This is a genomic window from Azospirillum canadense, from assembly GCF_025961225.1.
Taxonomy (GTDB): domain Bacteria; phylum Pseudomonadota; class Alphaproteobacteria; order Azospirillales; family Azospirillaceae; genus Azospirillum; species Azospirillum canadense.
The window spans coordinates 294,422-318,551 of the sequence record NZ_JAOQNG010000003.1 but is presented as its reverse complement, the minus strand read 5'-3'; the positions used below and the strand labels follow the sequence as shown (position 1 = coordinate 318,551).

22 protein-coding genes and 4 pseudogenes are annotated in these 24,130 nt (G+C 66.2%); 11 read left to right on the top strand and 15 right to left on the bottom strand.

The window, feature by feature from the left end:
* Positions 1-226 precede the first annotated feature (226 nt).
* A pseudogene (locus M2351_RS19585) lies at positions 227-451 on the bottom strand (transposase); the annotation flags it as partial.
* 252 nt (positions 452-703) lie between these two features.
* Between M2351_RS19585 and M2351_RS19580 the strand changes: the two are divergent.
* A complete protein-coding gene (locus M2351_RS19580) occupies positions 704-1,927 on the top strand; it encodes an IS110 family RNA-guided transposase (RefSeq protein WP_264658090.1) in 1,224 nt (407 codons plus the stop codon).
* A gap of 249 nt (positions 1,928-2,176) precedes the next feature.
* Here the strand turns inward: M2351_RS19580 and M2351_RS19575 are convergent.
* The 7 genes and pseudogenes from M2351_RS19575 to M2351_RS19550 all read right to left on the bottom strand — a co-directional run.
* Positions 2,177-3,215 (bottom strand): annotated as a pseudogene (locus M2351_RS19575) (IS256 family transposase); the annotation flags it as partial.
* Positions 3,216-3,503: 288 nt separating this feature from the next.
* A pseudogene (locus M2351_RS19570) lies at positions 3,504-3,837 on the bottom strand (transposase); the annotation flags it as partial.
* Positions 3,838-4,143: 306 nt separating this feature from the next.
* On the bottom strand, positions 4,144-4,737 hold the full coding sequence (locus M2351_RS19565; RefSeq protein ID WP_264657765.1) for a calcium-binding protein: 594 nt from the start codon (positions 4,735-4,737) through the stop codon (positions 4,144-4,146).
* 300 nt (positions 4,738-5,037) lie between these two features.
* Positions 5,038-5,178, bottom strand: coding sequence for a hypothetical protein (locus tag M2351_RS19560; protein WP_264657764.1), 141 nt, complete (start codon positions 5,176-5,178; stop codon positions 5,038-5,040).
* A gap of 131 nt (positions 5,179-5,309) precedes the next feature.
* A pseudogene (locus tag M2351_RS45155) lies at positions 5,310-5,924 on the bottom strand (transposase); the annotation flags it as partial.
* Positions 5,925-6,040: 116 nt separating this feature from the next.
* Positions 6,041-6,292 carry an SH2 domain-containing protein gene (locus tag M2351_RS19555; RefSeq protein ID WP_264657763.1) on the bottom strand — a complete coding sequence of 84 codons (252 nt, stop codon included), beginning with the start codon at positions 6,290-6,292 and terminating at the stop codon, positions 6,041-6,043.
* Between the two features lie 492 nt (positions 6,293-6,784).
* On the bottom strand, positions 6,785-7,675 hold the full coding sequence (locus M2351_RS19550) for a LysR family transcriptional regulator (RefSeq protein ID WP_264658089.1): 891 nt from the start codon (positions 7,673-7,675) through the stop codon (positions 6,785-6,787).
* Between the two features lie 258 nt (positions 7,676-7,933).
* Here M2351_RS19550 and M2351_RS19545 point away from each other — a divergent pair, with 258 nt between their 5' ends.
* From M2351_RS19545 to M2351_RS19535, 3 genes are all read left to right on the top strand, one after another.
* Entirely contained in the window at positions 7,934-8,956 is a 1,023-nt protein-coding gene (locus tag M2351_RS19545; protein ID WP_264657762.1) for an IS110 family RNA-guided transposase, read from the top strand.
* Positions 8,957-9,450: 494 nt separating this feature from the next.
* Positions 9,451-9,861, top strand: coding sequence for a hypothetical protein (locus M2351_RS19540; RefSeq protein WP_264657761.1), 411 nt, complete (start codon positions 9,451-9,453; stop codon positions 9,859-9,861).
* A 328-nt stretch (positions 9,862-10,189) separates the two neighbouring features.
* Complete coding sequence (locus M2351_RS19535) at positions 10,190-11,389, top strand: IS256 family transposase (protein WP_264654291.1); 1,200 nt, start codon at positions 10,190-10,192, stop codon at positions 11,387-11,389.
* Positions 11,390-11,668: 279 nt separating this feature from the next.
* On the opposite strand, the gene M2351_RS19530 is transcribed toward M2351_RS19535, so the two are convergent.
* Positions 11,669-12,697 (bottom strand): IS110 family RNA-guided transposase, encoded by a 1,029-nt coding sequence (locus M2351_RS19530; RefSeq protein ID WP_264657760.1) that lies wholly within the window; start codon positions 12,695-12,697, stop codon positions 11,669-11,671.
* Between the two features lie 249 nt (positions 12,698-12,946).
* On the opposite strand from M2351_RS19530, the gene M2351_RS19525 reads away from it, so the two are divergent.
* The gene (locus M2351_RS19525; protein ID WP_264657759.1) at positions 12,947-13,660 is read left to right on the top strand and encodes an IS6 family transposase; all 714 of its coding nucleotides are present in this window, start codon (positions 12,947-12,949) and stop codon (positions 13,658-13,660) included.
* Between the two features lie 54 nt (positions 13,661-13,714).
* Here the strand turns inward: M2351_RS19525 and M2351_RS19520 are convergent, their stop codons facing one another.
* Genes M2351_RS19520 through M2351_RS19510 form a run of 3 tightly spaced genes read right to left on the bottom strand, consistent with a single transcriptional unit; the run spans position 13,715 to position 16,090 of the window.
* Positions 13,715-14,602: a DUF1259 domain-containing protein gene (locus M2351_RS19520; protein ID WP_264657758.1), complete on the bottom strand. Its 888-nt coding sequence runs from the start codon at positions 14,600-14,602 to the stop codon at positions 13,715-13,717.
* Positions 14,603-14,653: 51 nt separating this feature from the next.
* Positions 14,654-15,121 (bottom strand): chromate resistance protein ChrB domain-containing protein, encoded by a 468-nt coding sequence (locus M2351_RS19515; RefSeq protein WP_264657757.1) that lies wholly within the window; start codon positions 15,119-15,121, stop codon positions 14,654-14,656.
* A 24-nt stretch (positions 15,122-15,145) separates the two neighbouring features.
* Positions 15,146-16,090, bottom strand: coding sequence for a Fe-Mn family superoxide dismutase (locus M2351_RS19510; RefSeq protein WP_264657756.1), 945 nt, complete (start codon positions 16,088-16,090; stop codon positions 15,146-15,148).
* Between the two features lie 112 nt (positions 16,091-16,202).
* On the opposite strand from M2351_RS19510, the gene M2351_RS19505 reads away from it, so the two are divergent.
* Genes M2351_RS19505 through M2351_RS19495 form a run of 3 tightly spaced genes read left to right on the top strand, consistent with a single transcriptional unit; the run spans position 16,203 to position 19,892 of the window.
* Positions 16,203-17,204, top strand: coding sequence for a chromate resistance protein (locus M2351_RS19505; RefSeq protein WP_264657755.1), 1,002 nt, complete (start codon positions 16,203-16,205; stop codon positions 17,202-17,204).
* A gap of 11 nt (positions 17,205-17,215) precedes the next feature.
* Positions 17,216-18,631: a chromate efflux transporter gene (chrA, locus tag M2351_RS19500; protein WP_264657754.1), complete on the top strand. Its 1,416-nt coding sequence runs from the start codon at positions 17,216-17,218 to the stop codon at positions 18,629-18,631.
* 4 nt (positions 18,632-18,635) lie between these two features.
* Positions 18,636-19,892 (top strand): MFS transporter, encoded by a 1,257-nt coding sequence (locus tag M2351_RS19495; protein ID WP_264657753.1) that lies wholly within the window; start codon positions 18,636-18,638, stop codon positions 19,890-19,892.
* A 28-nt stretch (positions 19,893-19,920) separates the two neighbouring features.
* Here the strand turns inward: M2351_RS19495 and M2351_RS19490 are convergent, their stop codons facing one another.
* Positions 19,921-20,418, bottom strand: a complete 498-nt coding sequence (locus M2351_RS19490) for a DUF1003 domain-containing protein (protein WP_264657752.1) — start codon at positions 20,416-20,418, stop codon at positions 19,921-19,923.
* A gap of 563 nt (positions 20,419-20,981) precedes the next feature.
* Between M2351_RS19490 and M2351_RS19485 the strand changes: the two genes are divergently transcribed.
* A complete protein-coding gene (locus tag M2351_RS19485; protein ID WP_264657751.1) occupies positions 20,982-21,644 on the top strand; it encodes a DUF6766 family protein in 663 nt (220 codons plus the stop codon).
* Between the two features lie 409 nt (positions 21,645-22,053).
* On the opposite strand, the gene M2351_RS19480 is transcribed toward M2351_RS19485, so the two are convergent.
* A complete protein-coding gene (locus M2351_RS19480; RefSeq protein WP_264657750.1) occupies positions 22,054-22,449 on the bottom strand; it encodes an IS4 family transposase in 396 nt (131 codons plus the stop codon).
* Positions 22,450-22,798: 349 nt separating this feature from the next.
* Positions 22,799-22,975: a CsbD family protein gene (locus M2351_RS19475; RefSeq protein ID WP_264657749.1), complete on the bottom strand. Its 177-nt coding sequence runs from the start codon at positions 22,973-22,975 to the stop codon at positions 22,799-22,801.
* Positions 22,976-23,231: 256 nt separating this feature from the next.
* Here M2351_RS19475 and M2351_RS19470 point away from each other — a divergent pair, with 256 nt between their 5' ends.
* Complete coding sequence (locus M2351_RS19470; RefSeq protein WP_264657748.1) at positions 23,232-23,651, top strand: PRC-barrel domain-containing protein; 420 nt, start codon at positions 23,232-23,234, stop codon at positions 23,649-23,651.
* A gap of 138 nt (positions 23,652-23,789) precedes the next feature.
* Entirely contained in the window at positions 23,790-24,011 is a 222-nt protein-coding gene (locus M2351_RS19465) for a hypothetical protein (protein ID WP_264657747.1), read from the top strand.
* Positions 24,012-24,130: the final 119 nt, after the last annotated feature.

Genomic DNA, 24,130 nt, shown 5'->3' with positions numbered 1-24,130 from the left:
AATATGAACGGCACCGTCATGTGTGGACGACCGCTGCGGTGCAAGGGAAAAGAGGTCTGGCTTGGCGAAATGGTCAGGTGCGGTCCTGTTTCCGGCCTCGAAAGGTGCGGTGCTGATGACCGCGGGCCATGATGAACTCCGCGGATTGGGTCCCGATCAACGTGCCGCGCTTGAGGCGCATGGGGACTATCAGGAATTTCGTGCTCGGCGGGGGCGGGTTTCACTTTCAGGCGCTCATCGCCTTAGAGAATCGCTCGCCGAAGATGACGGCCATCTGCGCCTTGGCGGCCGTCCATTCCCGCGGCGGCATTTTCCAGTCTTTCTCGGCGCGGTTCAAGACGAGAAACAGGAGCTTCAGGGCGGCCTCGTCATTGGGGAAATGCCCCCTGGCCCGCACCGCCCGGCGCAGCTTTGAGTTCAAGGCCTCGATGGCGTTGGTAACTGGTATGATGATGCCCGATGCCGCCCTCGTCCGGTTGGGGCCTCTTGGGCTCTGATGTAAGGTGCGACCATCCGGGACAAGGGGCATCGGGAGCGCGTAAGGTGGGCAGGCCGATGTATACGATGAGCTGCGAGCTCGTGTTAGTAGCTGGCCGCCCCTGCGACCCACCCGGTTGCGCTGCGAGCGCGGATCCGTAGTTGTCGTGTTGCCCGCCGCTCCCGCCGTTCATGAGGGAGAGCCATCATGCGACGCATCGTCGGAATGGACATCCATCGCACCTTTGCCGAGGTCGTGTTCTGGGAGGACGGCCGGCTGCGACCGGCCGGCCGGGTCGATATGACCCGCTCGGGCCTGGAAGGCTTCGGCCGCATGCTGACCACGGAGGACGAGGTCGTCGTCGAGGCGACCGGCAACAGCATGGCCGTCGTCCGCGTTCTCTCGCCCTTCGTGGCGCGCGTGATCATTGCCAACCCGCTGGAGGTCAAGGCGATCGCCCACGCCCACGTCAAGACCGACAAAATCGACGCCGGCGTGCTGGCGTCTTTGCGGGCGGCCGATTTCCTGCCCGAGGTCTGGCTGCCGGACGCCGAAACCGAACGGCGCCGCCGTCTGGTGACGCGGCGCAACCAAGTGGTCCGGCACCGCACCCGGATCAAGAACGAGGTCCACGCGATCCTGCACGCCCATCTGATCCCGCCATGCCCGCACGCTGATCTGTTCGGCCACCGGGGGCGGGCCTGGCTGGCGCGTCAACCACTTCCCGATGACGAACGGGCGGCCATTGAGCGCCACCTGCGCGAACTTGATCGCTTGGGCGAGGACTTGCAGGGGCTCGACCGTGAGATTGCCCAATCCGTCTGTGATGATCCTGCGGTCAGACGGCTTCTGACGATCTCCGGCGTCAACCTCACCGTCGCCGCCGGGCTGGTTGCCGCGATTGGTGATATCCATCGCTTCGACAGCCCGCAGAAGCTGGTGAGCTACGTCGGGCTCAATCCTCGGGTTCACCAGTCCGGGCTTGGGCTCGCCCAATATGGCCGCATCAGCAAGCGGGGACGCTCCCACGCCCGCGCCCTGCTGGTCGAGGCGGCCTGGGCGGCGTCCAAGGCGCCGGGACCGCTGCGGGCGTTCTTCCTGCGCATTCGCGCCCGCCGTGGCCACCAAGTCGCCGCCGTCGCCGTGGCTCGCAAGCTGGCGGTGCTCTGCTGGCATCTCTTGTCCAAGGGCACGGATTACCAGTGGGCACGGCCGGCTCTGGTCGCCCACAAGACCCGCGCGATGGAATTGCAGGCGGGAGCGCCGCTGAAGAAAGGCAATCGGCCTGGTGCGGCCTACGCCTACAACATCAAGGTCCTGCGCGATCATGAGATCGTCATGGCGCAACAGGCCCAGCAGGCTGACGAGGCGTTCGTCAGCCACTGGCAGCCACGCCGCCCTAAAGCGGCGTCGGCGCCAACGCAAGCCGCACCCGCGGGAGAGCCGTGACGGCGGACCGCCACCGATGCCACCGGCGAACTGAGTGCAAGATCAGCCCGCCTTCGGGACGAAGAAAGGGTCGCGCGGCGCGGTGCCGCGGTCAAGCCCTGCGCCGAAGGCGCACCGCTGCGCGGCTGCGGGGCTTGACCGCGGCACCGCGCCGCGCAGAGGGGCATTCATGTCCCGAATGCCGGGGAGCGAGCCGATGCTTGCGAGGGCCTGTACCACGGTCACGGGTGAAAAACGCTGTCGGCAGATCAGGTCACATCGGAACTTGTCAATCTCATCCGTGGTGTAGAGGATACGCCGGACCTCGCGGGGGAAGGCGAAGAAGGGAATGACCTCCTGCCACGCCCGGCGCCACGCCTTGCCGATGGCTGCGTATTTTTCACCCCAGGGTCCGTCCTCGAAAGCGGTCAGGGCGGCCTCGGCGGCTTTGTCGTCGACGGCGTCGTAGACCGTCTTCAAGGCGGCCGCGATGGCCCTGCGGTCCTTCCAAGACGCAAATTCCATGCTGTGGCGCAACAGATGAACGATGCAGGTTTGGACGATCGTCTCGGGATAGGCCGCCGCGATCGCCTCGGGAAACCCCTTCAGGCCGTCGACCACGGCCAGCAGGATGTCCTCCACGCCGCGGTTCTTCAATTCGTTCAGCACGCGCAACCAGAACTTGGCGCCTTCGTTCTGTTCGATCCACAGGCCCAGCACCTCCTTGGCGCCGTCGGCCCGCACGCCGATGGCCACATGGATGGCTTTGTTGCGCACCAAGCCTTCGTCCCGGATCTTGACCCGGATGGCATCCAGGAACACCAGCGGGTAGATTGCTTCTAGGGGCCGGTTCTGCCAGGTCGTCACCTCGTCGATCACCGCGTCCGTCACCGTGGAGATCAGGTCGGCCGAGACCTCTGCCATAGAGCTCCCGCAGGTGCCCGGTGATCTCCCGCGTCGACATGCCCCGCGCGTACATCGAGATGATCGTCTCGTCGAAGCCGGGGAAACGCCGCTGGTACTTGCCGATCAGCGCTGGATCGAACGTCCCTGTCCGGTCGCGGGGAATGGCCAAATCAAGCTTTCCCCCATTGGTCAGCACCGTCTTGCGGCCATAGCCATTGCGGCGGTTGTCGCTCTCATCGCTGGCCAGATGATGATCCAACTCCGCTTTCAGCGCCCGCTCCGTCAGTGCTTTCTTCAGCTGATCGAGCAAGCCGTTCTGCTCAAACGCCGTCTTGGCATCGGCTCCCGCCAGCAGCTGGTCAAGGATCGCGTCAGGGATAACAGGGGCTTTGCGTCGTGCCATAAGGGGGCTCCTTCCGTCTCACTATACCCCCGCCGAGCACGAAATTCCGGATAGTCCCGGCGCATGACAGTACATGGGTCTTCCCGATCCCCGGCTTGAACCGTCTCGCCATCACTTCCCTCAGCACCCTCACACAGCTGGGCCCCTGTGCGATGGCCAACGTTGTTGGGATCCGGTGTGTTGGGGCATTCAGGAATACGGCTGGATGTTCGCGGGGCTTGCCCGAGCGCGCCACGTCAAACGGAGCAAGGACGCGCACCGGTCCGTCGCCGCCGGCGCCATCGCCAGCGTTCCGGCCCGCCGGCTCAGCGTGCAGTGATGCGGCACCGGCAGGTCCAGTTCCATCAGTGCGAGCAGCGAGCTGACCAGCCCTTCGGTCTGCCGCAGCGGTTGGCGAAACACCGCCCTCAGGATCCGTGCCGTCTCGATCGTGAGGTCCGAGTAGCGCGCTTGGCTACCCGGCGTGGACCGCGGCGGCGCCCGCCGCAATGGCCTTTTGCGAAAACCAGATGGTCAAGGAGCCGCGCCGACGCAGCCCGGCTTCATAGGCCGACCAGTTCCTAACCTTGGAGCGGGCTCTCGGAATCCGGTGGCGACGGTCGGCATTGTGCTCGTGCGGCATACTCGGGCGGATCGATCAGGCAGGGGGTACGCCTGACCCGACCACGTCCATGCTGACAGCTACCCCATCCCTGCACCAAAGCAATGGGGAGGCGCACTTCTGCTACACCACACCCCACGGCGCCAAACCAGAGCCTCGCTGCACGAGCACTCATTGGAGGTGGTCCTCTCCGTCTTTTATAACCCCGGCGTGATCAAGCTGACGCGAAAGCTGCCGGAACCTACGCCAACGCATTCAGCCTCGTTCGCCTGCTCGCACTCGGGGCCTCATGAGGAGAATTGCACAGCCCTGCCACACTGCCTCACGTCAGAAATTCCAGGGGATCTCGAGGTGGCTCTTGAACAAGGGCAGCAGATCGGTGCCGCCGTTGATCGGCGCCAGATAGTCGTGGATTTCGCTCAGCGACACGCCAGCCAGGACGATAGACACCGGCGATCCGGGATTGTCCTCGTGCAGGATGTCCGAAAAGACCAGCTGGGTGTCGCATCCTCCGTTGATCGAGGACACGCTTGTCAGGCCGAAGTAGTCAGTGTTGTGGAGCCAATCCTCCCCAAGCTTGAAGTCTTCGACGGTGATCGAGTTCCCGGATGTGGTGCTGCCGTTCATCATGAAGTAGTCGTGCCCGGACCCGCCGACGAAGGTGTCCTGGCCGCTGTAGAAGAAAAACAGGTCATCGCCGTTGCCACCGCACAACAGGTCGTTGCCGGGACCTCCCTCCAGATGATCAACTTGGTTTCCGCCGTAGAGCGTGTCGTTTCCAGCCTCGCCGAAAAGCTCATCCTTCCCGGCTCGGCCGAACACGATGTCGTTGCCCGAACCAGCGCGCACAACGTCGCTGCCGGACTTTGCCCAGATGAAATCGTTGTCTATTGTTCCGAAAATCGCGCTATTTTTATGCATGGCGCTGTCCTCCCAATACCGCTTGTGTCCCTATGGTGCACTCTGTGCTTTCCACGTTCAAATTTCCTTCAGAGATGCCTTATTCTGAATGGCAATTCGATTTGGTATGGACGGTCTGATTCTAAGCGGAGCGGCGATATCCTTTGTGGTCACCATGATGGGATGGACGCCCCCGTGTCTGGCGAGTGGTCCCATCTGAAGGGGAGCGGCCATTTCGAAACGGAGTGACGCCATCGGACGGGAATCGGCGTGTGCGGGGAGGCGAGACGGGCAGGAGGTCGCCACCATTGCCGTTGGTGATCAGGCGACGCGGACAGAGTTCGGGCGTCTGAGGTCGAGCATGCGGTTGAGGACGGCAACGCCGATGGCGACTTCGGTGGCCTGCGCCTGATCGGAATGGAAGCGCAGCGCCTCGCCGAGGACGCCCTTCCAGCGCGCCATTTGGCTCTCACACCTGCTCTCTTGTTGTCGCCGCTGGCGCGCTGCCAAGCCATCCGGCCCATCGCAGCGATGGTCAGGATGTGGCGGTCCCGTTGGGTGGGCGCCGTCTCGGCGGTGTCGCTGAGCACGGCATCGCGGCGCGGTGGCGCCACCACCGCAGCCTCGCGATGGCGCTCGTGCACGGACGCATAGACGCCACTCCGGTCATACGCGCCATCGCCGGTCACCGAGACTACGGGTTCGGAGACTTGATCGAGCAAGGGGCCGACCTGCGCGGCGTCATCAACACCGCGCTCCGTCAGCGTGGCCGCGACCATTCGGCCACTGCCCGCGTCCAAGCCGATGTGTAGCGCACGCCAGGAGTGCCGCCGCTTCGTCCCATGTTTCTCGATCAACCGTTCGCCGGGGCCACACAGCTTCCGTACCGTGCTGTCGACCAGCAGGTGGATGGGCCCGCTGCTTGAGCGCGGCGTTGATGGCAGCGTCACCGTTCGGGCGCGGCAGGCGATGGTGGAGTGATCGGGCACCAGCAGCTCAAGCCCGAGCCGCTGGAGGACGGAGCCGATCAGCCCTTCGGTCTGGCGAAACGCCAGCCGGAACACGGCCCGCTGCAGGAGCGCGCTGGTGTGGCGAGATCCAAATAGCTCGCCGGTCCACCCGGCGTTCGGCGCACCGCCGCCTTCCCCCCTCGATGGCCTTTTGCGAGAACCCGACCATGAGGCTGCCGCGCTGGCGCAGGGCGGCATCGTACTCGGCCCAACTCGTCACGGTGCGCTTCGCTCGCGGACTGTGATGGCGACGAGCGGCATTGGCCTTGTGCGGAATGGCGACAGTCCGGCTGACGAGGAACGCAGGCCCGCGCCTACCCGAACGGCTCCATCCATGCAACACGCCGGCCGTCGCATCTGGCCCCGCTATTAACCTTTCGTTCGGCTTGTTGCATCGCAGCATTTCCGGCATAGATGCGCTCATGATGCAGCGCAAGAAACCCCGACACGCCGTTGCCCTGAACGACGACCAACACGCCTGGACCGTCTTTGACCATGACGGGGGCGGGTTTGTCCGCGTGAAGGCTGGAGTTCTTGCTCTCCATGATGAAGAGCATGCGGCTCATTGGGCAAATCTGTTAAACAGCCTTGAGTTTGCCCCTACCAAAACTAAGAAATAGGCGCGGCACCCGTGACAGCTGCTGCCCGAGCATGTGATCGCCGTGCCGCTGTCCAATGCGCGCTGCACGACGGGTGATGTGACCGCAACGGCCCCGTCCGGCGTTGCGGACGCCCGCTGACGCGACCAATCAGGACCGCGTGGGAGGCGATTTGGATCAGCCGCCAGCGATCGAGCCTGGGAGCGTTCATCGCCAGATCATCCAAGTCATCACCACCACGGACCACTGCAATCGCGGCGCAAAAGACGCTTCGGCGTTGTCACGGTGGGACGGCCCCCGCGGCGCAAGGAAAAAGAGGGCCGACCGGCAGCGTAGCGCAGGGATGGAGGATTGGCGGCGGCTTACAGAGCGGCGTCGAAGCCATAGCCCGTTGATGCCTGCCACCATCGTCGCCCGATGCCGCTCAAACCCCGCGCCGCCCACCGTCCAACCGAACCCTTAGAATTGGCTCTCCGCCACCTTGTGGACGAGGAAGTCGCGAAACACCGCGATGCGCCTGGAATTCCGCAGCTCCTCCGGATAGACGAAGAAGGCGTCCACCTGTGCGCCGGAGTGGGCGGGCAACACGCGCACCAGCTCAGGGCGGTCCTTGGCCAGATAATCGGGCAGGGCGCCGATGCCGAGCCCGCTCTCCACCGCACGGAAGATAGCGTACAGGTTGTTGACCTGCAGCACCGTCCGATCGCGGGCGATCGGCTCGGTGACCAGGCTGCGGAGCCAATGGATGGTGGCGAACGGCCCGCGGACATCCGGAGGGTAGGTGATGAGGTCGTGCGCCGCCAAATCGGAAACCGCCTGTGGCGTCCCGCGCTCCTGGAGATAGCGTTGGTGCGCGTAGAGATGCGAGTGAAAGGCCATCAGGTGCCGCTGGATGAGGTCCGGTTGCCGGGGCGGGCTCACCCGGATGGCGACGTCGGCCTTGCGCATGCCGAGGTCCAATTCGGTGTCGTCGATCAGCAGAGTGAGCTGGATCTCGGGGTAGAGTGCCAGAAACTCGCCGACGCGCGGCGTCAGCCAAGTGGCGCCAAACGCCGCGGTGGCCGTGACTTTCAGGGGGCCCTTGGCGATCTCCTTGCTCGCGATGAGCTGGGTCTCGGTCGTGGCCAGCTTGGCGAAGACATCGTGCGCTGTGTGGTGCAGCACCTGGCCGTGCTCGGTCAGGCTCAGCCCGCGGGCGTGCCGGTGGAACAGCGCGACGCCCAGGCTGTCTTCCAGGGCGCTGATCTGCCGGCTGACCGCCGATTGGCTCAGGTTGAGGGCTTCTCCCGCATGGGTGAAGCTGCCGGCTTCGGCAACCGCGTGGAACACCCGCAGCTTGTCCCAGTCCATCATACCGTCTCCCCCTCGGATGCGTGCACGATGACGGAATGAGAGTACCACGCGTCAGTGGTTGGGGCGAAATCCCCCGTGAACTTTGCGGTCGGCAAACGGGTCATCCCGGCTCCACGTCACTCCGGGTGGATTTGCCCACCGGCACAACAGCGCCCGTGCGACTGCCGGGGGCCAGCGTGATGGAATGGACGCCCCCGCCTCTGGTGAGTGATCTTACCTGAAGGGGATCGGCCCTCTGGAAACGGAGATCTTTCCATGCAGCCCACGATCATCGGCCTCGATCTGGCCAAGTCGGTGTTCCAGCTTCACGGTGTGGACGGGCGCGGTAAGACCGTGCTTACCAAGCGCGTGCGCCGCGATGGGGTGCTGACGTTCTTTGCCAACCTGCCGGCCTGTGTGGTCGGCCTGGAAGCGTGCGCCAGCGCGCATTTCTGGGCTCGCGAGATCAGCAGGCTCGGGCACACGGTGCGTCTGCTGCCGCCGCAGTACGTGAAGCCCTACGTCAAGCGTCACAAGAACGACCAGGCCGATGCCGAGGCGATCTGCGAGGCCGTCCAGCGCCCCAGCATGCGCTTCGTGCCGATGAAGAGCGAGGAGCAGCAGAGCACGCTTGTCGTCCACCGGGTGCGCGAGACGCTGGTCCGCCAGAAGACGCCGCTGATCAATGCCTTGCGTGGGCATCTCGCCGAGTTCGGCATTGTGGCGCCGCAAGGGGCACCGAAGGTCGCGCAATTGACGATGCGGCTGGCGGACCCCGGTGACGAGGCGGTCCCAGCGGCCGCCAAGACGGTGCTGCAGGTCCTGGTGGAGCAACTTCGGGAGACCGAGCGCCGGATCGCCGACCTCGATGCTCAGTTGGGCGAGCAGGCCAAACGGGACGAGACCTGCCGGCGCTTGCTCACCATCCCCGGCATCGGCCCGATCGTCGCAACGGCGCTGGTGGCCACCATCGGTGATGCCCAGACCTTCACCTCGGGCCGACACTTGGCGGCTTGGCTGGGGTTGGTGCCGCGGCAGAACTCCAGCGGCGGGAAGGAGCGTCTGGGCGGCATTTCCAAAGCGGGCGACGGTTATCGACGACGCATGCTGGTTCACGGGGCCCGCGCGGTGCTGCGCTGGTGGCGCACCTCCTCGCCGTGGCTGGCCAGGCTGTTGGGGCGCCGGCCGATCACCGTCGCCGTCGTCGCGCTGGCCAACAAGACAGCGCGCATCGCTTGGGCGGTGATGACGCGCGGGGAAACCTACCGGCGCCCCGAGCCGGGGCCGGCCGCGCCCTGACGAGAATGGCCGGGTCCCTGACCGCCGCCAGCATAGCGCCGGGCTCGGGCTTGGCAAGGCCAAGCCGCTGGCGCGGCGGCCCAAGGGCCGGCCTTGCCAAGCCCAGCGCGCGGCGCTCTCGAGGAAGACAGGTCGGGACAAAGAGGTGGGGCCCGGCGGTCGAACAAAGAGGTTGAACAATGAGGTGAACAGGATCATCGCCACGCTGGTCATCGGATCGGCGGACTGAGCACGGCACCCCAAGCCCCCCTTCGGTTGCGAGGGCGATAACCGACATGATGGCAGCATAGGTCGGACCGGGATCGGCTAACCCCGTATGCACCAACGAGCCGATAAGCTCGCGACGTTGATTGGGTGTCGATCCGCGGATCTCATCAAGGCCAGCAGCTCGTGGGCTGCACCCGTAGGCCGGATAGATGGCAGCAACCGACTTCGCACGCCGTCACGTTGAAAACGCTCTTGCAAGGCGGGGGGCGTCCATAGATGAGGACCCGATGAGCACACCGACACTCTCCCACGTTTCTACCGCCCTGTCCGCTCCCGACCCGGAGGTGAGCGAGCGCCCGCAGCGGCGCACCTTCAGCGTCGCCGACAAGCTGCGTATCCTGGAGGAGATCGACCGCGCTCGCCCCGGTGATGTTGGCGCCATCCTGCGCCGCGAAGGGCTGTACTCGTCCAATGTCGGGCGATGGCGCCGGCAGCGCGACGCCGGCATGCTGCGTGGACTGGTGCCGGCCAAGCCCGGCCCGAAGAGCCCGCCGGCCAATCCGCTGAAAAGCGACGTGGAACGCCTGGAGCGGGAGAACGCGCGCCTGCGTGAGCGCCTCACCCGCGCCGAGGCGGTCATTGATCTCCAAAAACGTATGGCCCGCCCCGTCGGCAAGCGGTTTCTGATCCAGCGCTGAAAGTCTGCCCCAACGTATCCGGCCTCGGAGCACAGCTCCCGGCCCAGATGGAGATCCGCGCGGTCCGGTCCTCATAAAAGTCACGGCATCGACGCGCCGCATTTTGAACCAGGTTTCCGGGCCGCCGTTCGACTGTTCAGGCCATCTCGCTCAACCACCCGCCATCACGATCGCGTCCCACCGCGTGGTGTCTGAGGCGTGAGGCTGGCCCGCCGGAGCGCTCCCCCATAGCTGGCGCAGGCGGGCCGGCCGTTCGGGAGCGGCGGTCACCGTGTTCTTCGGCTAAGTTGAGGTTGCTTAACGACCATCAACCAAGACGGAGACCACGATGACCGAGGACAGGATCGCTCTTCAGGAGCTGATTGGGAAGAGCGCCGATGCCGACTTTCTGCGCGAGATGGTCGGCTTCGCCGCCCAGCGCCTGATGGAGCTGGAGGTGGAGAGCCTGTGCGGCGCCGGGTATGGCGAACGCAGCGAGGACCGCCAGACCAAGCGCAACGGCTACCGGGAGCGGACCTGGGAGACGCGCGCCGGGGCCATCGACCTGCGCATCCCCAAGCTGCGGCGCGGCTCCTACTTCCCGGCCTTCCTGGAGCCGCGCCGCACCGCGGAGAAGGCGCTAATCGCGGTGATTCAGGAGGCCTACGTGCAGGGCATCTCGACGCGCAACGTCGATGATCTGGTCAAGGCGATGGGCATGACCGGCATCTCCAAGAGCCAGGTCAGCCGCCTGTGCCAGGACATCGACGAGCGCGTGCAGGCGTTCCTGAACCGGCCGCTGGAAGGCGACTGGCCCTTTGTGTGGCTGGATGCGACCTACGTGAAAGTGCGCCAGGACGGCCGCATCGTCTCGCTCGCCGCCATACTGGCCATCGGCGTCAACAGCGATGGCCGGCGCGAGGTGCTGGGGCTCGGCCTCGGGCTGTCGGAAGCCGAGACCTTCTGGACCGATTTCCTGCGCACCCTCACCCGCCGGGGCCTACGCGGCGTAAAGCTGGTGATCGCCGATGCGCATCTCGGGCTGAAGGCCGCCGCTTCCAAGGTGCTGGGCGCCACACTTCAACGCTGTCGTGTTCATTGCATGAGGAATCTCCTCGCCTGCGTCGGCAAGGCGCACCAGACGATGGTCGCGGCCACCATTCGCACCGCCTTTGCCCAGGAGACCGCTGAGGCGGCGCATGAGCAGTGGCGCCGGGTGGCCGACAGCCTGCGGCCGCGCTTTTCCAAGCTGGCGGCGCTGATGGACGAGGCGGAGTTCGACGTGCTGGCCTACATGAAGTACCCCAAGGACCTGCGCACCAAATTGCACAGCACGAATCCTCTGGAGCGGCTGAATGGCGAGATCAAGCGGCGCACCAACGTCGTCGGCATCTTCCCTGGCGAAGGGGCGGTTGTGCGCCTCGTCGGCGCCTTGCTGCTGGAGCAGCATGATGAATGGGCGGTGGCCCGGCGCTACATGACCATGGAAAGCCTGGCCGAGCTGTGCCACCCTCACACCCCTGATCCGCTGTCCATCGCAGCGGAGTAGACCGGCGGCCTCAACCCGCCGAAGAGCACAGAGGCCCCCTCAGACACCACGCCTCGGGGCACGATCGACATCACCGTCCGGGACGATCGGCCCCGGACAATTCTATCCCTTCCGCCTGACCCCATCCGGCATCCGATGGTGGAACAGGGCGCCTGGAGGTCGTCCCTGGTCAAGCCCGCAGCCGCCGTAGGCGGTGGCCCGCTAGGGCCAGGCTTGAGGAGGGGCGGCCGAAGGCGGATCATCGCTTGCGGATGCCCGGTGGGCTGAAGGCGGCTCGGTTCATGCGTGTGCATGGTGCGCCTCATAGGTCGTCTGGCGCACCAGCACCGCCCAGGCGATCCGGGCCAGCTTGTTGGCGAGCGCCACGACCACCGTGTTGACGTGGGCGCGGGCGGACAGGGCGCGCAGCCAGGCACCAAGCGGTGTCGCCTTGCGACTGAGCGCCGGCAAGGCGGCCCGGGCGCCGTGGATCAGCAGGGTTCTGAGGTACACGTTGCCTCGCTTGCTGATGCCCAGCAGCTTCGCCTTGCCTCCGGTTGTCCTCTGCCGGGGCACCAAGCCAAGCCACGCGGCGAAGTCGCGGCCGCGGGCGAAGGCGCTCGCGTCGCCCACTGCCGCCGCCAGCGCCGTGGCGTTCAGCACGCCGATGCCGGGAATGGTGGCCAGGCGGCGCGCGCTGTCATCGCTGCGGGCGCGTTCCGCGAACTCGTCATCGAGCGCAGCGATGCGCTGGTCGAGATCCTGCCATTCGGTTTGCATATCCACCAGCAACTGACGGATTCGGGGGCTGAGATCAGCCGTCTCAGTTCCGGTTAACAGCTCGGCCAGAGCTTGTTCGAACTGTCGCCGTCCCTGTGGGAACACGAGGCCGCGTTCAAGCAGCACCGCACGCAGCTGGTTGATCAGCGCCGTTCGCTCCCCCACGAGCCGCGAGCGGACCCGATGCAGGATTTGCGCGTCGAGCTGCGCTTCGGTTTTCAGAGGAACGAAGCGCATGGTCGGCCGCGTCGCCGCCTCGGCGATCGCTTCGGCGTCGCGGTCGTCGTTCTTCTGCGCTTTGACGTAGGGGCGCACGTACTCCGGCGACATCAGCCGCACGGTGTGGCCCTGCGCGGCGATCTCGCGTCCAACGTGGTGGGCGCCGCAGCAGGCCTCCATGGCGACGACGCAGGTCGGCAGCCCAGCGGTGAACCCGATCACGTTCGTCCGCGCCATCCGGCGACGCAGGACGACGCGCCCCGCCGCGTCCAGTCCGACCACACTGCACGTCCGCTTGCCAAGGTCGATCCCCAGTACGGCAATCTGCATGTCGCCCTCCTTTCTCAGCTCAGTCCGCCGCTTTTAACGGCGGAGCGTGAGGGGCGGGCCATTCCATAAAAAGTCGCTCAATTGCTGGAGACCTCGCCGGACCGCAGCAAGCGCAGGTGATGGCCGCCATCGAGCAGGCGGCCCCCGCGGTGGACGTCGCCACCGCCTGCCGGGTTCTGTTGCAGCGTTTTCGACGGCACGGAGATCGGGTAGAACCCAACCCCTTTCGGCAGCTGGGGTGACGGGGTAATGGGCAGCGGGAAGAAGCCGTTCAAGGGCCGGCAGTTCACCGCGGAGGTGATCCTGTGGGCGGTGCGCTGGTACCTGCAGTTTCCAATCTCCTACCGCGACCTCGAGTTGATGCTGCGGGACCGCGGCGTGTCGGTCGACCACACCACCCTCTTCCGCTGGATCCAGGCCTACGCGGTGGAACTGGAGAGGCGGCTGCGGCCGCACCTGCGCCCGACCACCGGCTCGTGGCGGGTCGACGAGACCTACATCAAGGTGAAGGGTCGCTGGGTCTATCTGTACCGGGCGGTCGACGGCCGCGGCCAGACCATCGACTTCCGGCTCAGCGCCCGGCGTGATGCCGCAGCCGCCAAGCGGTTCTTCCAAAAAACGCTGGCCCGGCCGAACACGGTCAATCCCCGCACCATCACGGTCGATAAGAACGCCGCTTACCCCAAGGTGGTGGCCGATATGAAGCGGAACCGGCGGCTCTGGCGCTTCGCCAAACTGCGCCAGGTTCAGTATCTGAACAACATTGTCGAGCAAGATCATCGGCGAATAAAGCGGCTGGTCCGGCCAGGGCTCGGCTTCAAAAGCTTCCGAACCGCGTGGCGCACCCTGGTTGGCTATGAGACTTTGGCGATGATGAGAAAAGGGCAGGTGAAAGCAATCACTGGGGACGACATCGTCGCCCAGGCTGCCTTCGTGAACGCGTTGTTCGACGTTGCCGCCTGAGAACGGCGCAAAACCACAGCGATTTTGTCTCCGTCAGAACTTTGCAACAGAACCTTACTGCTTGCCTGCACCCGGCAGTTCCGACGTCTGGCTGCGGGCGATGTTCACCTTGTCGAGCGCGGCGCGCAGGCCGGAGCCGAGCTTCGCCGGGTCGTCGACGCCCCAGAAATGCATGAAGTACAGCCGCGGCTCCTCGGCGAGCATGTGGGTGTGCAGCGCCGTCACCTCGATGCCGTTCGTCACCAGGGCCTGGACCACCGGGTTGACCTCCTCGGCGGTGAGCACAAAGTCGCCGGTCGTCGCGGCCTTGCCGCTGCCGGCCGATTGGAGATTGATGGCAATGGCGGTGCCCATCGCGGGTGGAACGGGCGCGCCCATGTCCTGCACCGTCTCGGTTCGCGGGATGCTGAACTGGTACGTGCCGCCCGCCGCCTTGCCCTTCTGACCGAGCGCGGCGTCCAGTGCCGCCGCGTCGAGGTCGAGCGGCTGCTCGGAAGCCGGAATGGCTTCCATCGGCGTCTTGCTCTTGCCCAAGGCGCCGTGAATGGCCTGCGCCAGCTTGGTCGGGTCGCCCATTCCGGCGATGTGCATGTACAGCGTGGATGGGGAAGCCCGCAGGATATGGTTGTGCACGGCGGTGACCTGGAGGCCGTCCTGGACCAGGCTCTTCATCACCGGCGCGACCTCATCCTCGGTCAGCACCAGGTCGCCCATGGCCATCGCGTGCCCGCCCTCGCCCTTGAAGGCGACCCACGAGCCAAGCGCGAGCGCCGGTTTGACCGCGACGCCGTCCACCGTCACCTTCAGGTCCGAACGCGGGAAGCTGAACTTGTAGACCACGCCCGGTTGCATCGCCCCGGCCCGGCCCATCGCTTCATCGACGGCCTTCCAGGCGGGGTCCGCCGCAAGGGCGGCCGTGGACAACCCGGTGGCGGCGATCACGGCGACCAAGGCTCCGATGTGTCGCATCATGGCGTTCCTTCCTCCTTGCTGTCAGGCCGCCGTGGGCCATCCCGTGGGCGGCCAGTCGTGCGTCCCGCTCCGGCGCATCCGGCACCAGGCGTACAGGGCGTCGTAGACGACCATGCCGTGCCGGAGCATCGCGTGGTCGTCCGTGAAGACGGTGGAGAGTCCGAGCGAGACGGCGTGCAGCCCCGCCGATTGCGGCGTCAGGTCGAGACGGGCGGTGTCAGCACCGCGGACGATGTCCGCCAGCTGGTGAAGAGCCGGATCGGTGAGGTGATACTTCGCCAGGAACGCGTCGAAGCTGCAATGGTCCCCGACATGACCAAGCTCAACACCGGCCACGTCGAAGGGAGTGGCGCCGGTCTCTTCGGCTACGGCCAGCACGCGCTCGGCGGGCACGTAGAGGAACTCTGGCTCAGTATCGATGAACCGGGCGATCAGCCACGGACAGGCGATGCGGTCGATCTTCGGGCGTTCGCGCGTGACCCACTTCATGGCGGGCCTCCTTCTGTGAAGGGCTCAGGACTTGGGCACGGTTGGTGCTCCCATAGCGCGCCAGGCCGAGATGCCCCCGGCGAGGGTGCGGGCGGACACGCCGCGCCGCCGCAATTCGGCGACGGCCTCCCGACTGACCTGGAACCCGTAGACGCAGTAGGCCAGGACCTCGCAATCCTTCGGCACGCCGTCGGCCCATTCCCCGATGCGGCGGGCGTCGTGGTGGACGGCCGTCGGGATCATGTCCGGGCAACGCGCGAAGTCCTCGTCCCAGCAGACGTCGAGCACGAGGATCTCGCCGCCCTCGATCGTCCGGCGAGCCTCGCCAACGCTCATTTCCGGGGCTTCAGCGTCGGTGGACCGTGATGCCGGGCGCAGCCCCTCGACGGCGCGCCGGTGGCGATCCGCGACGCGCTCCCAGGCGATGTTGGCCATGAAGGCGTCGACGTAGGCCCCGGCCTTGGCGCCGAAGTCGAGGTGATAGGCGTGCTCGTACATGTCGAGCGCCAGCACCACCCGACCGTCGGCGAGCGTGTGCGTGTGGTCGGCCGCCCAGACGTTCCGCAGTCGGCCGTCGCGCTCCGAGAGCGTCAACAGCACCCAGCCGGAGCCGCCACCGAGCGCCTTGCCCATGGCGGTGAATTCCTGCCGCCATCGCTGCACCGACCCGAAGTCCCGCTCAAGGGCGGCGGCGAGCGCACCGCCGGCGTCCCCGGACCCGCCGAGGCCGTCGAAGTACGCCTCGTGCAGAATCATCGAGTTGGCAGCGACCAGCTCCTCGCGTTTCAAGCCGTTGATGACGAAGGTCGGCGCGGTGATCCAGTCGAGGCGGGCGAGATCAGCCTCGATGGCGTTCAGGCGGCGGACAGCGCCGCCATAGTTGTTCTCGAAGTGGCTGGCGAGCAGCCGTTCGGAGAGGCCGTTCAGCCGCGGCGGCTTGAACGGGAGCGGTGCGACCTCGTAGGGCATGACGCGCCTCCTGTTGGGTCGCCGGACCATCCGGTGAGGAAACGAACTGTACCCCCGGATATGTGACGATACAAGTGTTGCCTTGTTGGTATCTCTGAGATACAGGTGGCCAATGAGCGACGCGCCCACCACCTCGGACTCCCGGTACGCTTGGTTGCTGCTGGCCCACCAGCTGCCGCCGAAGCCCGCCTACTTCCGCGTGAAGGTCTGGCGCCGCCTGCAGGGGCTGGGGGCGGTGGCGATCAAGAACTCGCTCTACGCGCTGCCGGCCGGGGGGCAAGCCCAGGAGGACTTCCAGTGGCTGCTGCGCGAGATCAACGAGGGTGGCGGCGAGGCGGCGGTTTTCGAGGCGCGGTTCATCGACGGGCTGACCGACCAGGAGGTTCGGGCGCTGTTCGACAAGGCCCGCGACGCCGACTATGAGGCGCTCGCCACCGATGCCCGCGACGTTGCCAATGTCCTCGCCGCCGGGCCGGACACCTGGCGCGCCCGTAAGGGCGAGGTCCGGGCCCAGACGACCCGCCTGCGGCGGCGCTTGGCGGAGATCGTCGCCATCGACTTCTTCGGTGCGGGCGGCCGGGAGCCGGTGGAGGGACTGCTGGCCGGGATCGAGGCGCGGCTCGCCGAAGCCGAGCGCGGTCCGGATGAGGAGGAGACGACCATGGACGTCGATGACGTTGGACCGCTCAAGGGACGGACCTGGGTGACACGCCGCGGCGTGCAGGTGGACCGCATCGCCTCGGCGTGGCTGATCCGCCGGTTCATCGACCCGGAGGCCCGCTTCACGTTCGTGCCGGACAAAGGCTACGTCCCGGAGCCTGGTGAACTGCGCTTCGACATGTTCGAGGCGGAGTTCACGCACGAGGGCGACCACTGCACCTTCGAGGTTCTGCTGGCGAAGCTGGTCAAGCCGGACCGGGCACTGAAGGCGATTGCCGAGATCGTCCATGACATCGACCTGAAGGACGGCAAGTTCCAGCGCGAGGAGGCGGCGGGAATCCGCACGCTGCTCTCCGGCATCGCCGCCGCCACCGACGACGACGAACGCCGCCTCGAACGTGGCGGCGCCGTGTTCGAGGACCTCTACGAATACTTCCGCAAGAAGCGCGACTGAGGAGAAGGTTGATGACCGAGGCGGACGCCGCCGTGGCTACACCCGTATCCGCGACGAAGGACGGCACGCATGGGGTGAGCCTCGGCGAGGCGACGCGGGTGTGGGCGCGCATCGCCGCGCTCAGCTTTGGCGGCCCGGCCGGGCAGATCGCGGTGATGCACCGCATCTTGGTGGAGGAGAAGCGCTGGATCGGCGAGACGCGGTTTCTGCACGCGCTGAACTACTGCATGCTGCTGCCGGGACCGGAGGCGCAGCAGCTGGCCGTCTACATCGGCTGGCTGATGCACCGGACGGTCGGCGGGCTGATCGCGGGCACCCTGTTCGTGCTGCCCGGCCTCGTCGCCATCATGGCGCTCAGCTGGATATACGCGGCCTTCGGCAACGTCGGGCTGGTGCAGGGGCTGTTCTTCGGTCTGAAGGCGGCCGTGCTCGCCATTGTGCTCGAGGCCGTGGTGCGCATCGGCAGGCGGGCGCTGAAGAACCGGGTGATGCTCGGCATCGCCGCGGCGGCCTTCGTGGCGATCTTCGCCTTCAACGTGCCATTCCCGATCATCATCCTGGCGGCGGGCCTGATCGGCTTCATCGGTGGGCGCCTGGGCCGTCCGGAGTTCGCGGTCGGCGGGGGGCACGGGGCCAGCAAGGGCAAGACCCTGGCGGACGCCGACAGCCTGCTTGGCGAGGGCACGCCGGTCCACGCGCGGCCAACGCTCGGCTGGTCGTTGCGGGTCAGCGCCATCTGCCTGGCGCTGTGGCTCGTGCCGGTCGCGGCGCTGCTGCTGGCGTTCGGGTCCGACAATGTGTTCAGCCAGATCGCCACGTTCTTCTCGACCATGGCGGTGGTCACCTTCGGCGGCGCCTACGCGGTGCTCGCCTACGTGGCGCAGCAGGCGGTCGAGCACTATGGCTGGCTCCGGCCCGGCGAGATGCTGGACGGGCTCGGTATGGCCGAGACGACGCCGGGACCGCTGATCATGGTCACCCAGTTCGTCGGCTTCATGGGCGCGTTTCGGGCTCCGGGCGCGCTGCCGCCGCTGCTGGCCGGCACGCTGGGCGGGCTGCTGACCACCTGGGTTACCTTCGTGCCCTGCTTCCTGTGGATCTTCCTCGGCGCTCCGTTCGTCGAGGCTCTGCGCGGCAACAAGGCGCTCGGCGGCGCCCTGTCGGCGATCACCGCCGCGGTGGTCGGCGTCGTGCTGAACCTGGCGGTGTGGTTCGGTCTGCACGTGCTGTTCGGGCGGCTGGAGCCGGTGCACGTCGCCGGGGCCACCCTCGATGTCCCGGTGCTGAGCACGCTCAACCTCCCCTCGCTGGTCCTGACCGCCGGCGCCATGCTGGCGGTGTTCCGCTTCAAGGTCGGGATGATCCCGGTGCTCGCCGCCTGTTCGGCGGCCGGGCTCCTCCTGCACTTCGCCGGCGTAGCGGGCTAGCCCGATGACGGGCGGCGCCCCCGCCGAACGGTTCGCGCTGCTGCCGACCGGCACCGCGCCGGAGGCGGCGCTGCTGCTGGGCGCGCGGGCGCTGCGGGCCTTCGGCGACGGGCTGATCAGCCTGCTTCTGCCGGTTCACCTCGCTCGGCTCGGCTTCGGCCCGGTCGCGATCGGCGCCCTGGCGACGGCGACCCTGGCCGGTTCGGCGGCCTTGACCTTGACGGTGGGGCTCGCCGCCCACCGTTTGCCCAAGGGGGGCGCGCCGTTGCTCGGCGCCGCCGTGCTGATGGTCGCGACCGGCCTCGCGTTCCCCCTGGCGCGGGAGTTCTGGCCACTGTTCCTGATCGCTTTCGTCGGGACAATCAACCCGTCGTCGGGCGACGTCAGCGTCTTCCTGCCGCTTGAGCAGGCACGGCTGACCGAGACGGTCCCGGACCGCGGGCGCACCGCCCTGTTCGCCCGCTACAGCCTGATCGGCTCGCTGGCCGCCGCGGTCGGCTCCCTGTGCGCCGGCGCGCCCGAGCTGCTTGCCGGCGTGACCGGCATCGACCCGGGCATGGCGATCGACGGTGCGTTCGTGTCCTACGCGCTGCTGGGTTTGGCGTCGCTGCTGCTCTACCGGCGCCTGCCGGACACCCGGGCGGACGCCGTGAGCGTTCCGGCCGAGCCGCTGCGGCGGTCGCGCGCCATCGTTCTGCGCTTGGCCGCGCTGTTCTCGCTCGACGCCTTCGCCGGCGGGCTGGTCGTCCAGTCGCTGTTCGCGCTCTGGCTGTTCGAGCGGTTCGGGCTGTCGCTGACGACGACCGGGGCGATCTTCTTCTGGACCGGCGTGCTGTCCGCCGTTTCCTACCTGGTGGCGGAGCGGATCGCGGCGCGGATCGGGCTCATCAACACCATGGTGTTCACGCACCTGCCGTCGAACGTCTGCCTGGTGCTGGTGCCCTTCGCGCCGGACTTGAGGACGGCCATCGCGCTGCTGCTGGTGCGCAGCCTGCTCTCGCAGATGGACGTTCCCACGCGCACCTCCTACGTCATGGCCGTGGTGACCCCCGGCGAGCGGGCGGCGGCCGCGAGCGTGACGGCGGTGCCGCGCAGCCTCGCGTCGGCTCTGGGTCCGCTTCTGGCAGGCCAGCTGCTGGCGCTGTCCGGGTTCGGCTGGCCGCTCGTCCTCGCGGGCGGGCTGAAGATCACCTATGACCTGCTGCTGCTGGGCCTGTTCCGCCACGTCCGCCCTCCGGAGGAGAGCAGGCGCGAGCGGTAACGACCACGATGCCCCCGCGTCGCTGGAATCAGTGCGACTCACTCGGCGGCTTGTCCGCCTCGAGTTCATCGAGGACCGCCTCTGGGGCAACGTCCTGGGTGATTTCCGCCAGCTCGGCGTCAACCTCCGTCGTCACGCCCATCCGGTCGGCCATGGCCGACACCAGCGTGACGAGCTTCGTGACCTCGTGCTCGGCGAGCAGGCTGATCTGCAGGTCGAGGTCTGCCCGTTTGTCCGCCGCCGCAGCCATGCGGTTCTGGCTGATGAGGACGAAAGTGGAGAGGAAGATCGCCTCCACGGACGCGAGCATCGCCAGCACCACGAAGGAGGGGTCCCACGCTGGAATGCCTGGGATCCAGCCCAGGTTGGCGATGATCCAGAACCCGAAATAGGCGAGGTGCAGATAAACAAACCGAAGGCTGCCGGTGAAGCGGGTGATCGCGTCAGCGATCCGCTCCTGCACGCTGGCTTGCTTCTCCTCCCGCTGCCGACGTCGCTGCAACGCCTCGATGTTGCGTTCCAGCACCGAGCTGAGGCCGGGAGGCTGTGGCGGAGGGTAGACCGGGCCACTCCGAGGATGAGTGTGGGCGAGGGTCTCTCGCGTCGAGCGCTGTCCGGCCATGTGTATCCTCATCGCCTCGCTGTTCGCACGGCTCCATCCCTTCCAACAATTTTTGAACCGAAACCGTCAAGGAAAGGTCCCTCTTGGGCGTCCGCCCGCGCCTGGTGCTCAACAAGGCCCAGGAGATCGCACACATCTCACCGGCATGGATGCCGTGCAATGTCCGCGCGCCGCAGCAATTCCTCGGGACGCGGAACGGGACCCGGCTTCTCAGCAGCGCCCAAGCGAGCGGTGGACGAGCGCGGTTCGCACCGACACCGCAGGCCCGCTGGTCTCCGCCGCGGTGTGGTGACGGGGAAGCGTGGCCAGATGCTGGAGAGCGAGCATCCGGGGGAGAACGACGATCTCGAATATCCGCCCACAATCACGAAGGGCGCGCGAATGTCCGCATCCTGCGGGCGTGGAAACCTGATGGTCAGTGCGAGCGTTGTTCGGAAAGCACGTAGCGGAACGCGAGATTGAACCCAATGCGCCGGTTCCTGAAAAACAATGGGCTGTCGATTACTTTGTTCGCCCTGTTCTTACTCTCCATTGTCGGTCAAACCTTAACCGGGTGGCGGGCGCTCATCGAGGAGCTGCGCTTGCACGGCTTGCCGCCGGTCGGCCTGCTCGACTACCTGACCACGGGTCATTTCCTGTCGGCGACGTTCGAGAACTGGGAGAGTGAGTTTCTCCAGATGTCGGTCTATGTGCTGCTGACCGTCATCCTGGTCCAAAAAGGCTCGTCGGAGTCCAAGACGCCGGGGGAGTCAAATCCGGAGGATGAGGCGCCTGAGAAGCAGCGCGCCGATCCCGACGCCCCCTGGCCAGTTCACCGTGGTGGCCTGCTGCTGCGGCTCTACTCGCATTCGCTCAGCCTAGCCTTGGTGACGCTTTTTGCCCTGTCGTTCTGGCTGCATCTCGCCGGCAGCACGCGGCGCTCCAACGAGGAGGCGTTGCGGCACCACCAGCCCACAAAGACCATGGCCGAGACTTTGGGCGACCCAGAGTTCTGGTACGAGAGCTTTCAGAACTGGCAAAGCGAGTTCCTGTCCATGGGCCTGCTCATGGTTTTGGGCATCTATCTGCGCGAGCGCGGATCGCCGGAGTCCAAGCCGGTCGCCGCGCCGCACGCCAAGACTGGCCATTGACAGCTCTCGAGCACACGTTGCGCAGATCGCCCATTTGTCGAGCGAGCGGAGTTCGAAACGTCGTCGTCTGTTTCTGTTCCATGCGAACACTGCATACCGCACCGCGGTGCGCCGGGCGTTGCCCGTTGTGCAGCGCAGCATTATATTGAACTCGTTAACGCTTTTAGGCGTTTCCTCCCTAGACTTTCAGGCCGCTGGGCAAACCCAGCGGCCATTTTTCTGGCCGATGCGCGCCCATGACGGAATGGCATCCTCATCGCCCGCGAAAAATTGATGGTGCGGCTGCGCAAGCGGGGGAGCGGGAGGCCAAGGCGCACTTGGTCATTGGACACTCCCGGCTCAGCCGGCGCCTTTTGCGTTCAGAATCATGCGCATCGCTTGGGTTCCACGTATTGCTCCGGTGAGACTTTCAATTACCCACAAGCTGCGGGGCGATCTCCGAACCCAGGGCAATGTCGATCAGACGAGACATAGCCCGCCACATGACCGTATTCCCCGGCGGTGGATCGCAACTCCGGGCGAGATAGCCGCCGAGCTTGGCCACTTTGGTGAGATAGATGCCCAGAGTGTTGCTGCCGGGCAGGCTGGGAGCCTTGTTCGGAACCAGGAAATCCAGGATCAGTTGCTCGCGATCAGTGAAGACGATCCCCGCATCGACGTCCGGTGCCGATCGGTTGATCATTGTCAGCCAGAAGACCCGCCAGCTCACCAGGCAATAGACGGCGATCAACTTCACTAAGCGGTCGGCACTTCGCAGGCGCGCCCCCTCGACTTTACAGCCCGACTTCAAAATTTTGTGAAACACCTCGATCTTCCACGTCGCCGCGTACCAGCGGAGCTTCTCGACGGCATCGCCGTTCGAGAGGACAGGCAGATCGCTGAGGAGCTTCCAGTTGATGCGCGGCCGATCGGCGGGCGCCTCACGTTCCCGGGCATGCAGGACTGTCAGAGTGAACGCCGGATAGCGCTTCTGTTTCCCGATCGGCGGCGAGAATAGAGCCGATCAGCCCCTCGGTCTGGCGCCACGCCAGACGGAACACCGCGCGCCACATCAACGCCGTCGTGATGGCAGTTCCGAACAGTGCGGCTGCCCGCCGGCGATCAGGTCCTCGAGGAAACGGGGCGGCCCTTCGGCCGCCCTCTTTGCGCTGGAGTTACTTTTTGCCCCGCAGAGCATCCTTGGCACCGCCAACGGCGTTCTGCACTTTGCCCTTGACCTTGTCCGCGGCACCTTCGGTTTTCATCTTTTCGTCACCCGTGACATCTCCGGCGGCCTGCTTCACATCACCCTTGAGCTTTTTGCCCGAGCCTTCCACGCGGTCCTTGTCCATGGTTTCCTCCCCAGCTGTGGTTCTTTACTCAACCGCAATCACAGCTGTTCGTCGCACGCTGGACAGGCCGCCGCATCCGTTTCCACTCTTTTCCCGTCGGCGCTCTCCCGTTCGGTCCGCAAGCCTGTTCACTGGCTTACGCGCCAGGGATTCGTCCGCAGTCCCAAAGCCCGCTCCCAGATGGAGTACCACTGGATGAATCCGGCGCGTGCGCCGTTTTTCGCCATAGACAGACGTCGGATCGGGAGGTCCCACGATGAAATCCCTGATGACCGCGTGCGGTGTCGTTGCCCTGCTGAGCGGTGCTCCGGCCTTTGCGCAGAGCACGACCGCGACCACCACGACCACCGCTCCCTCGCCCTCCTCATCGGCAGGAGCAGTGGACCCGGCGATCGCGAGGATGAGCGCCGACCAGCTGAAGAACAAAGAGGTCTACGGCAGCGACGGCAAGGAGCTCGCCAAAATTGAGGGCGTCGTGCGCAAGGGCAACGACACCTTCGCTGTGCTCGACGTCGACCACGTTGTGAACATCAGCGACAAGGACGTCGTGCTGCCGATGAACAAGCTGCACATGACGGGCGACAAGCTCGCCGTCGACATGACCAAGGAGCAGATGCAGGGCCTGGAGAAGTGGCAGAAGGGCCAGTACGAGGACATCAAGGGCGCCCTGAAGTGAGCGGGCGCTGAACCATCCATCGGCGGGACGGGCGCATTGGAGGCCCGTCCCGCTCTCCAGCACGTCACACGCCGCAGCCGCTGGTGAGCTTGGGCGGGAGAGAGCCAAAGCGGCTGGCCTCAGACCATGAGGACGGACATGAACCAACACCGACAAACCGGCTCGGATCTCTGGTGGTCGGGCGAGCACCGGGCCGCTCTGCACCGCTTCGTGATGGAAACGATGGACGCGCGGGCGGCCGGAATGGATGACCGATCCAATCCGGTTGGTCACGCCGGAGAGGGCGCGGACGGCGACGCCGTGGCCGGTGTGGACCGGAGAGACCGTTGGGCTTCGGTATCCAAGGCCCAGCTCATGTGATCGAGCCACTGCCACGGATGCATGGATGCGGCTCCTGCCGGCAACCACCGGCTCGGAGGCCGCGGTCTGATTCCGACGACAACGAGATCCACGGCCACCACACGGTGGCCGTGGTTTGG

Bases quoted from the DNA above. Each gene is read 5' to 3' on its own strand.
- M2351_RS19580 (WP_264658090.1), top strand. From the start codon at position 704: ATGGACATCCATCGCACCTTTGCCGAGGTCGTGTTCTGGGAGGACGGC.
- M2351_RS19565 (WP_264657765.1), bottom strand. From the start codon at position 4,737: ATGCATAAAAATAGCGCGATTTTCGGAACAATAGACAACGATTTCATC.
- M2351_RS19560 (WP_264657764.1), bottom strand. From the start codon at position 5,178: ATGGCGCGCTGGAAGGGCGTCCTCGGCGAGGCGCTGCGCTTCCATTCC.
- M2351_RS19555 (WP_264657763.1), bottom strand. From the start codon at position 6,292: ATGAGCCGCATGCTCTTCATCATGGAGAGCAAGAACTCCAGCCTTCAC.
- M2351_RS19550 (WP_264658089.1), bottom strand. From the start codon at position 7,675: ATGGACTGGGACAAGCTGCGGGTGTTCCACGCGGTTGCCGAAGCCGGC.
- M2351_RS19545 (WP_264657762.1), top strand. From the start codon at position 7,934: ATGCAGCCCACGATCATCGGCCTCGATCTGGCCAAGTCGGTGTTCCAG.
- M2351_RS19540 (WP_264657761.1), top strand. From the start codon at position 9,451: ATGAGCACACCGACACTCTCCCACGTTTCTACCGCCCTGTCCGCTCCC.
- M2351_RS19535 (WP_264654291.1), top strand. From the start codon at position 10,190: ATGACCGAGGACAGGATCGCTCTTCAGGAGCTGATTGGGAAGAGCGCC.
- M2351_RS19530 (WP_264657760.1), bottom strand. From the start codon at position 12,697: ATGCAGATTGCCGTACTGGGGATCGACCTTGGCAAGCGGACGTGCAGT.
- M2351_RS19525 (WP_264657759.1), top strand. From the start codon at position 12,947: ATGGGCAGCGGGAAGAAGCCGTTCAAGGGCCGGCAGTTCACCGCGGAG.
- M2351_RS19515 (WP_264657757.1), bottom strand. From the start codon at position 15,121: ATGAAGTGGGTCACGCGCGAACGCCCGAAGATCGACCGCATCGCCTGT.
- M2351_RS19510 (WP_264657756.1), bottom strand. From the start codon at position 16,090: ATGCCCTACGAGGTCGCACCGCTCCCGTTCAAGCCGCCGCGGCTGAAC.
- M2351_RS19505 (WP_264657755.1), top strand. From the start codon at position 16,203: ATGAGCGACGCGCCCACCACCTCGGACTCCCGGTACGCTTGGTTGCTG.
- chrA (WP_264657754.1), top strand. From the start codon at position 17,216: ATGACCGAGGCGGACGCCGCCGTGGCTACACCCGTATCCGCGACGAAG.
- M2351_RS19495 (WP_264657753.1), top strand. From the start codon at position 18,636: ATGACGGGCGGCGCCCCCGCCGAACGGTTCGCGCTGCTGCCGACCGGC.
- M2351_RS19485 (WP_264657751.1), top strand. From the start codon at position 20,982: ATGCGCCGGTTCCTGAAAAACAATGGGCTGTCGATTACTTTGTTCGCC.
- M2351_RS19475 (WP_264657749.1), bottom strand. From the start codon at position 22,975: ATGGACAAGGACCGCGTGGAAGGCTCGGGCAAAAAGCTCAAGGGTGAT.
- M2351_RS19470 (WP_264657748.1), top strand. From the start codon at position 23,232: ATGAAATCCCTGATGACCGCGTGCGGTGTCGTTGCCCTGCTGAGCGGT.
- M2351_RS19465 (WP_264657747.1), top strand. From the start codon at position 23,790: ATGAACCAACACCGACAAACCGGCTCGGATCTCTGGTGGTCGGGCGAG.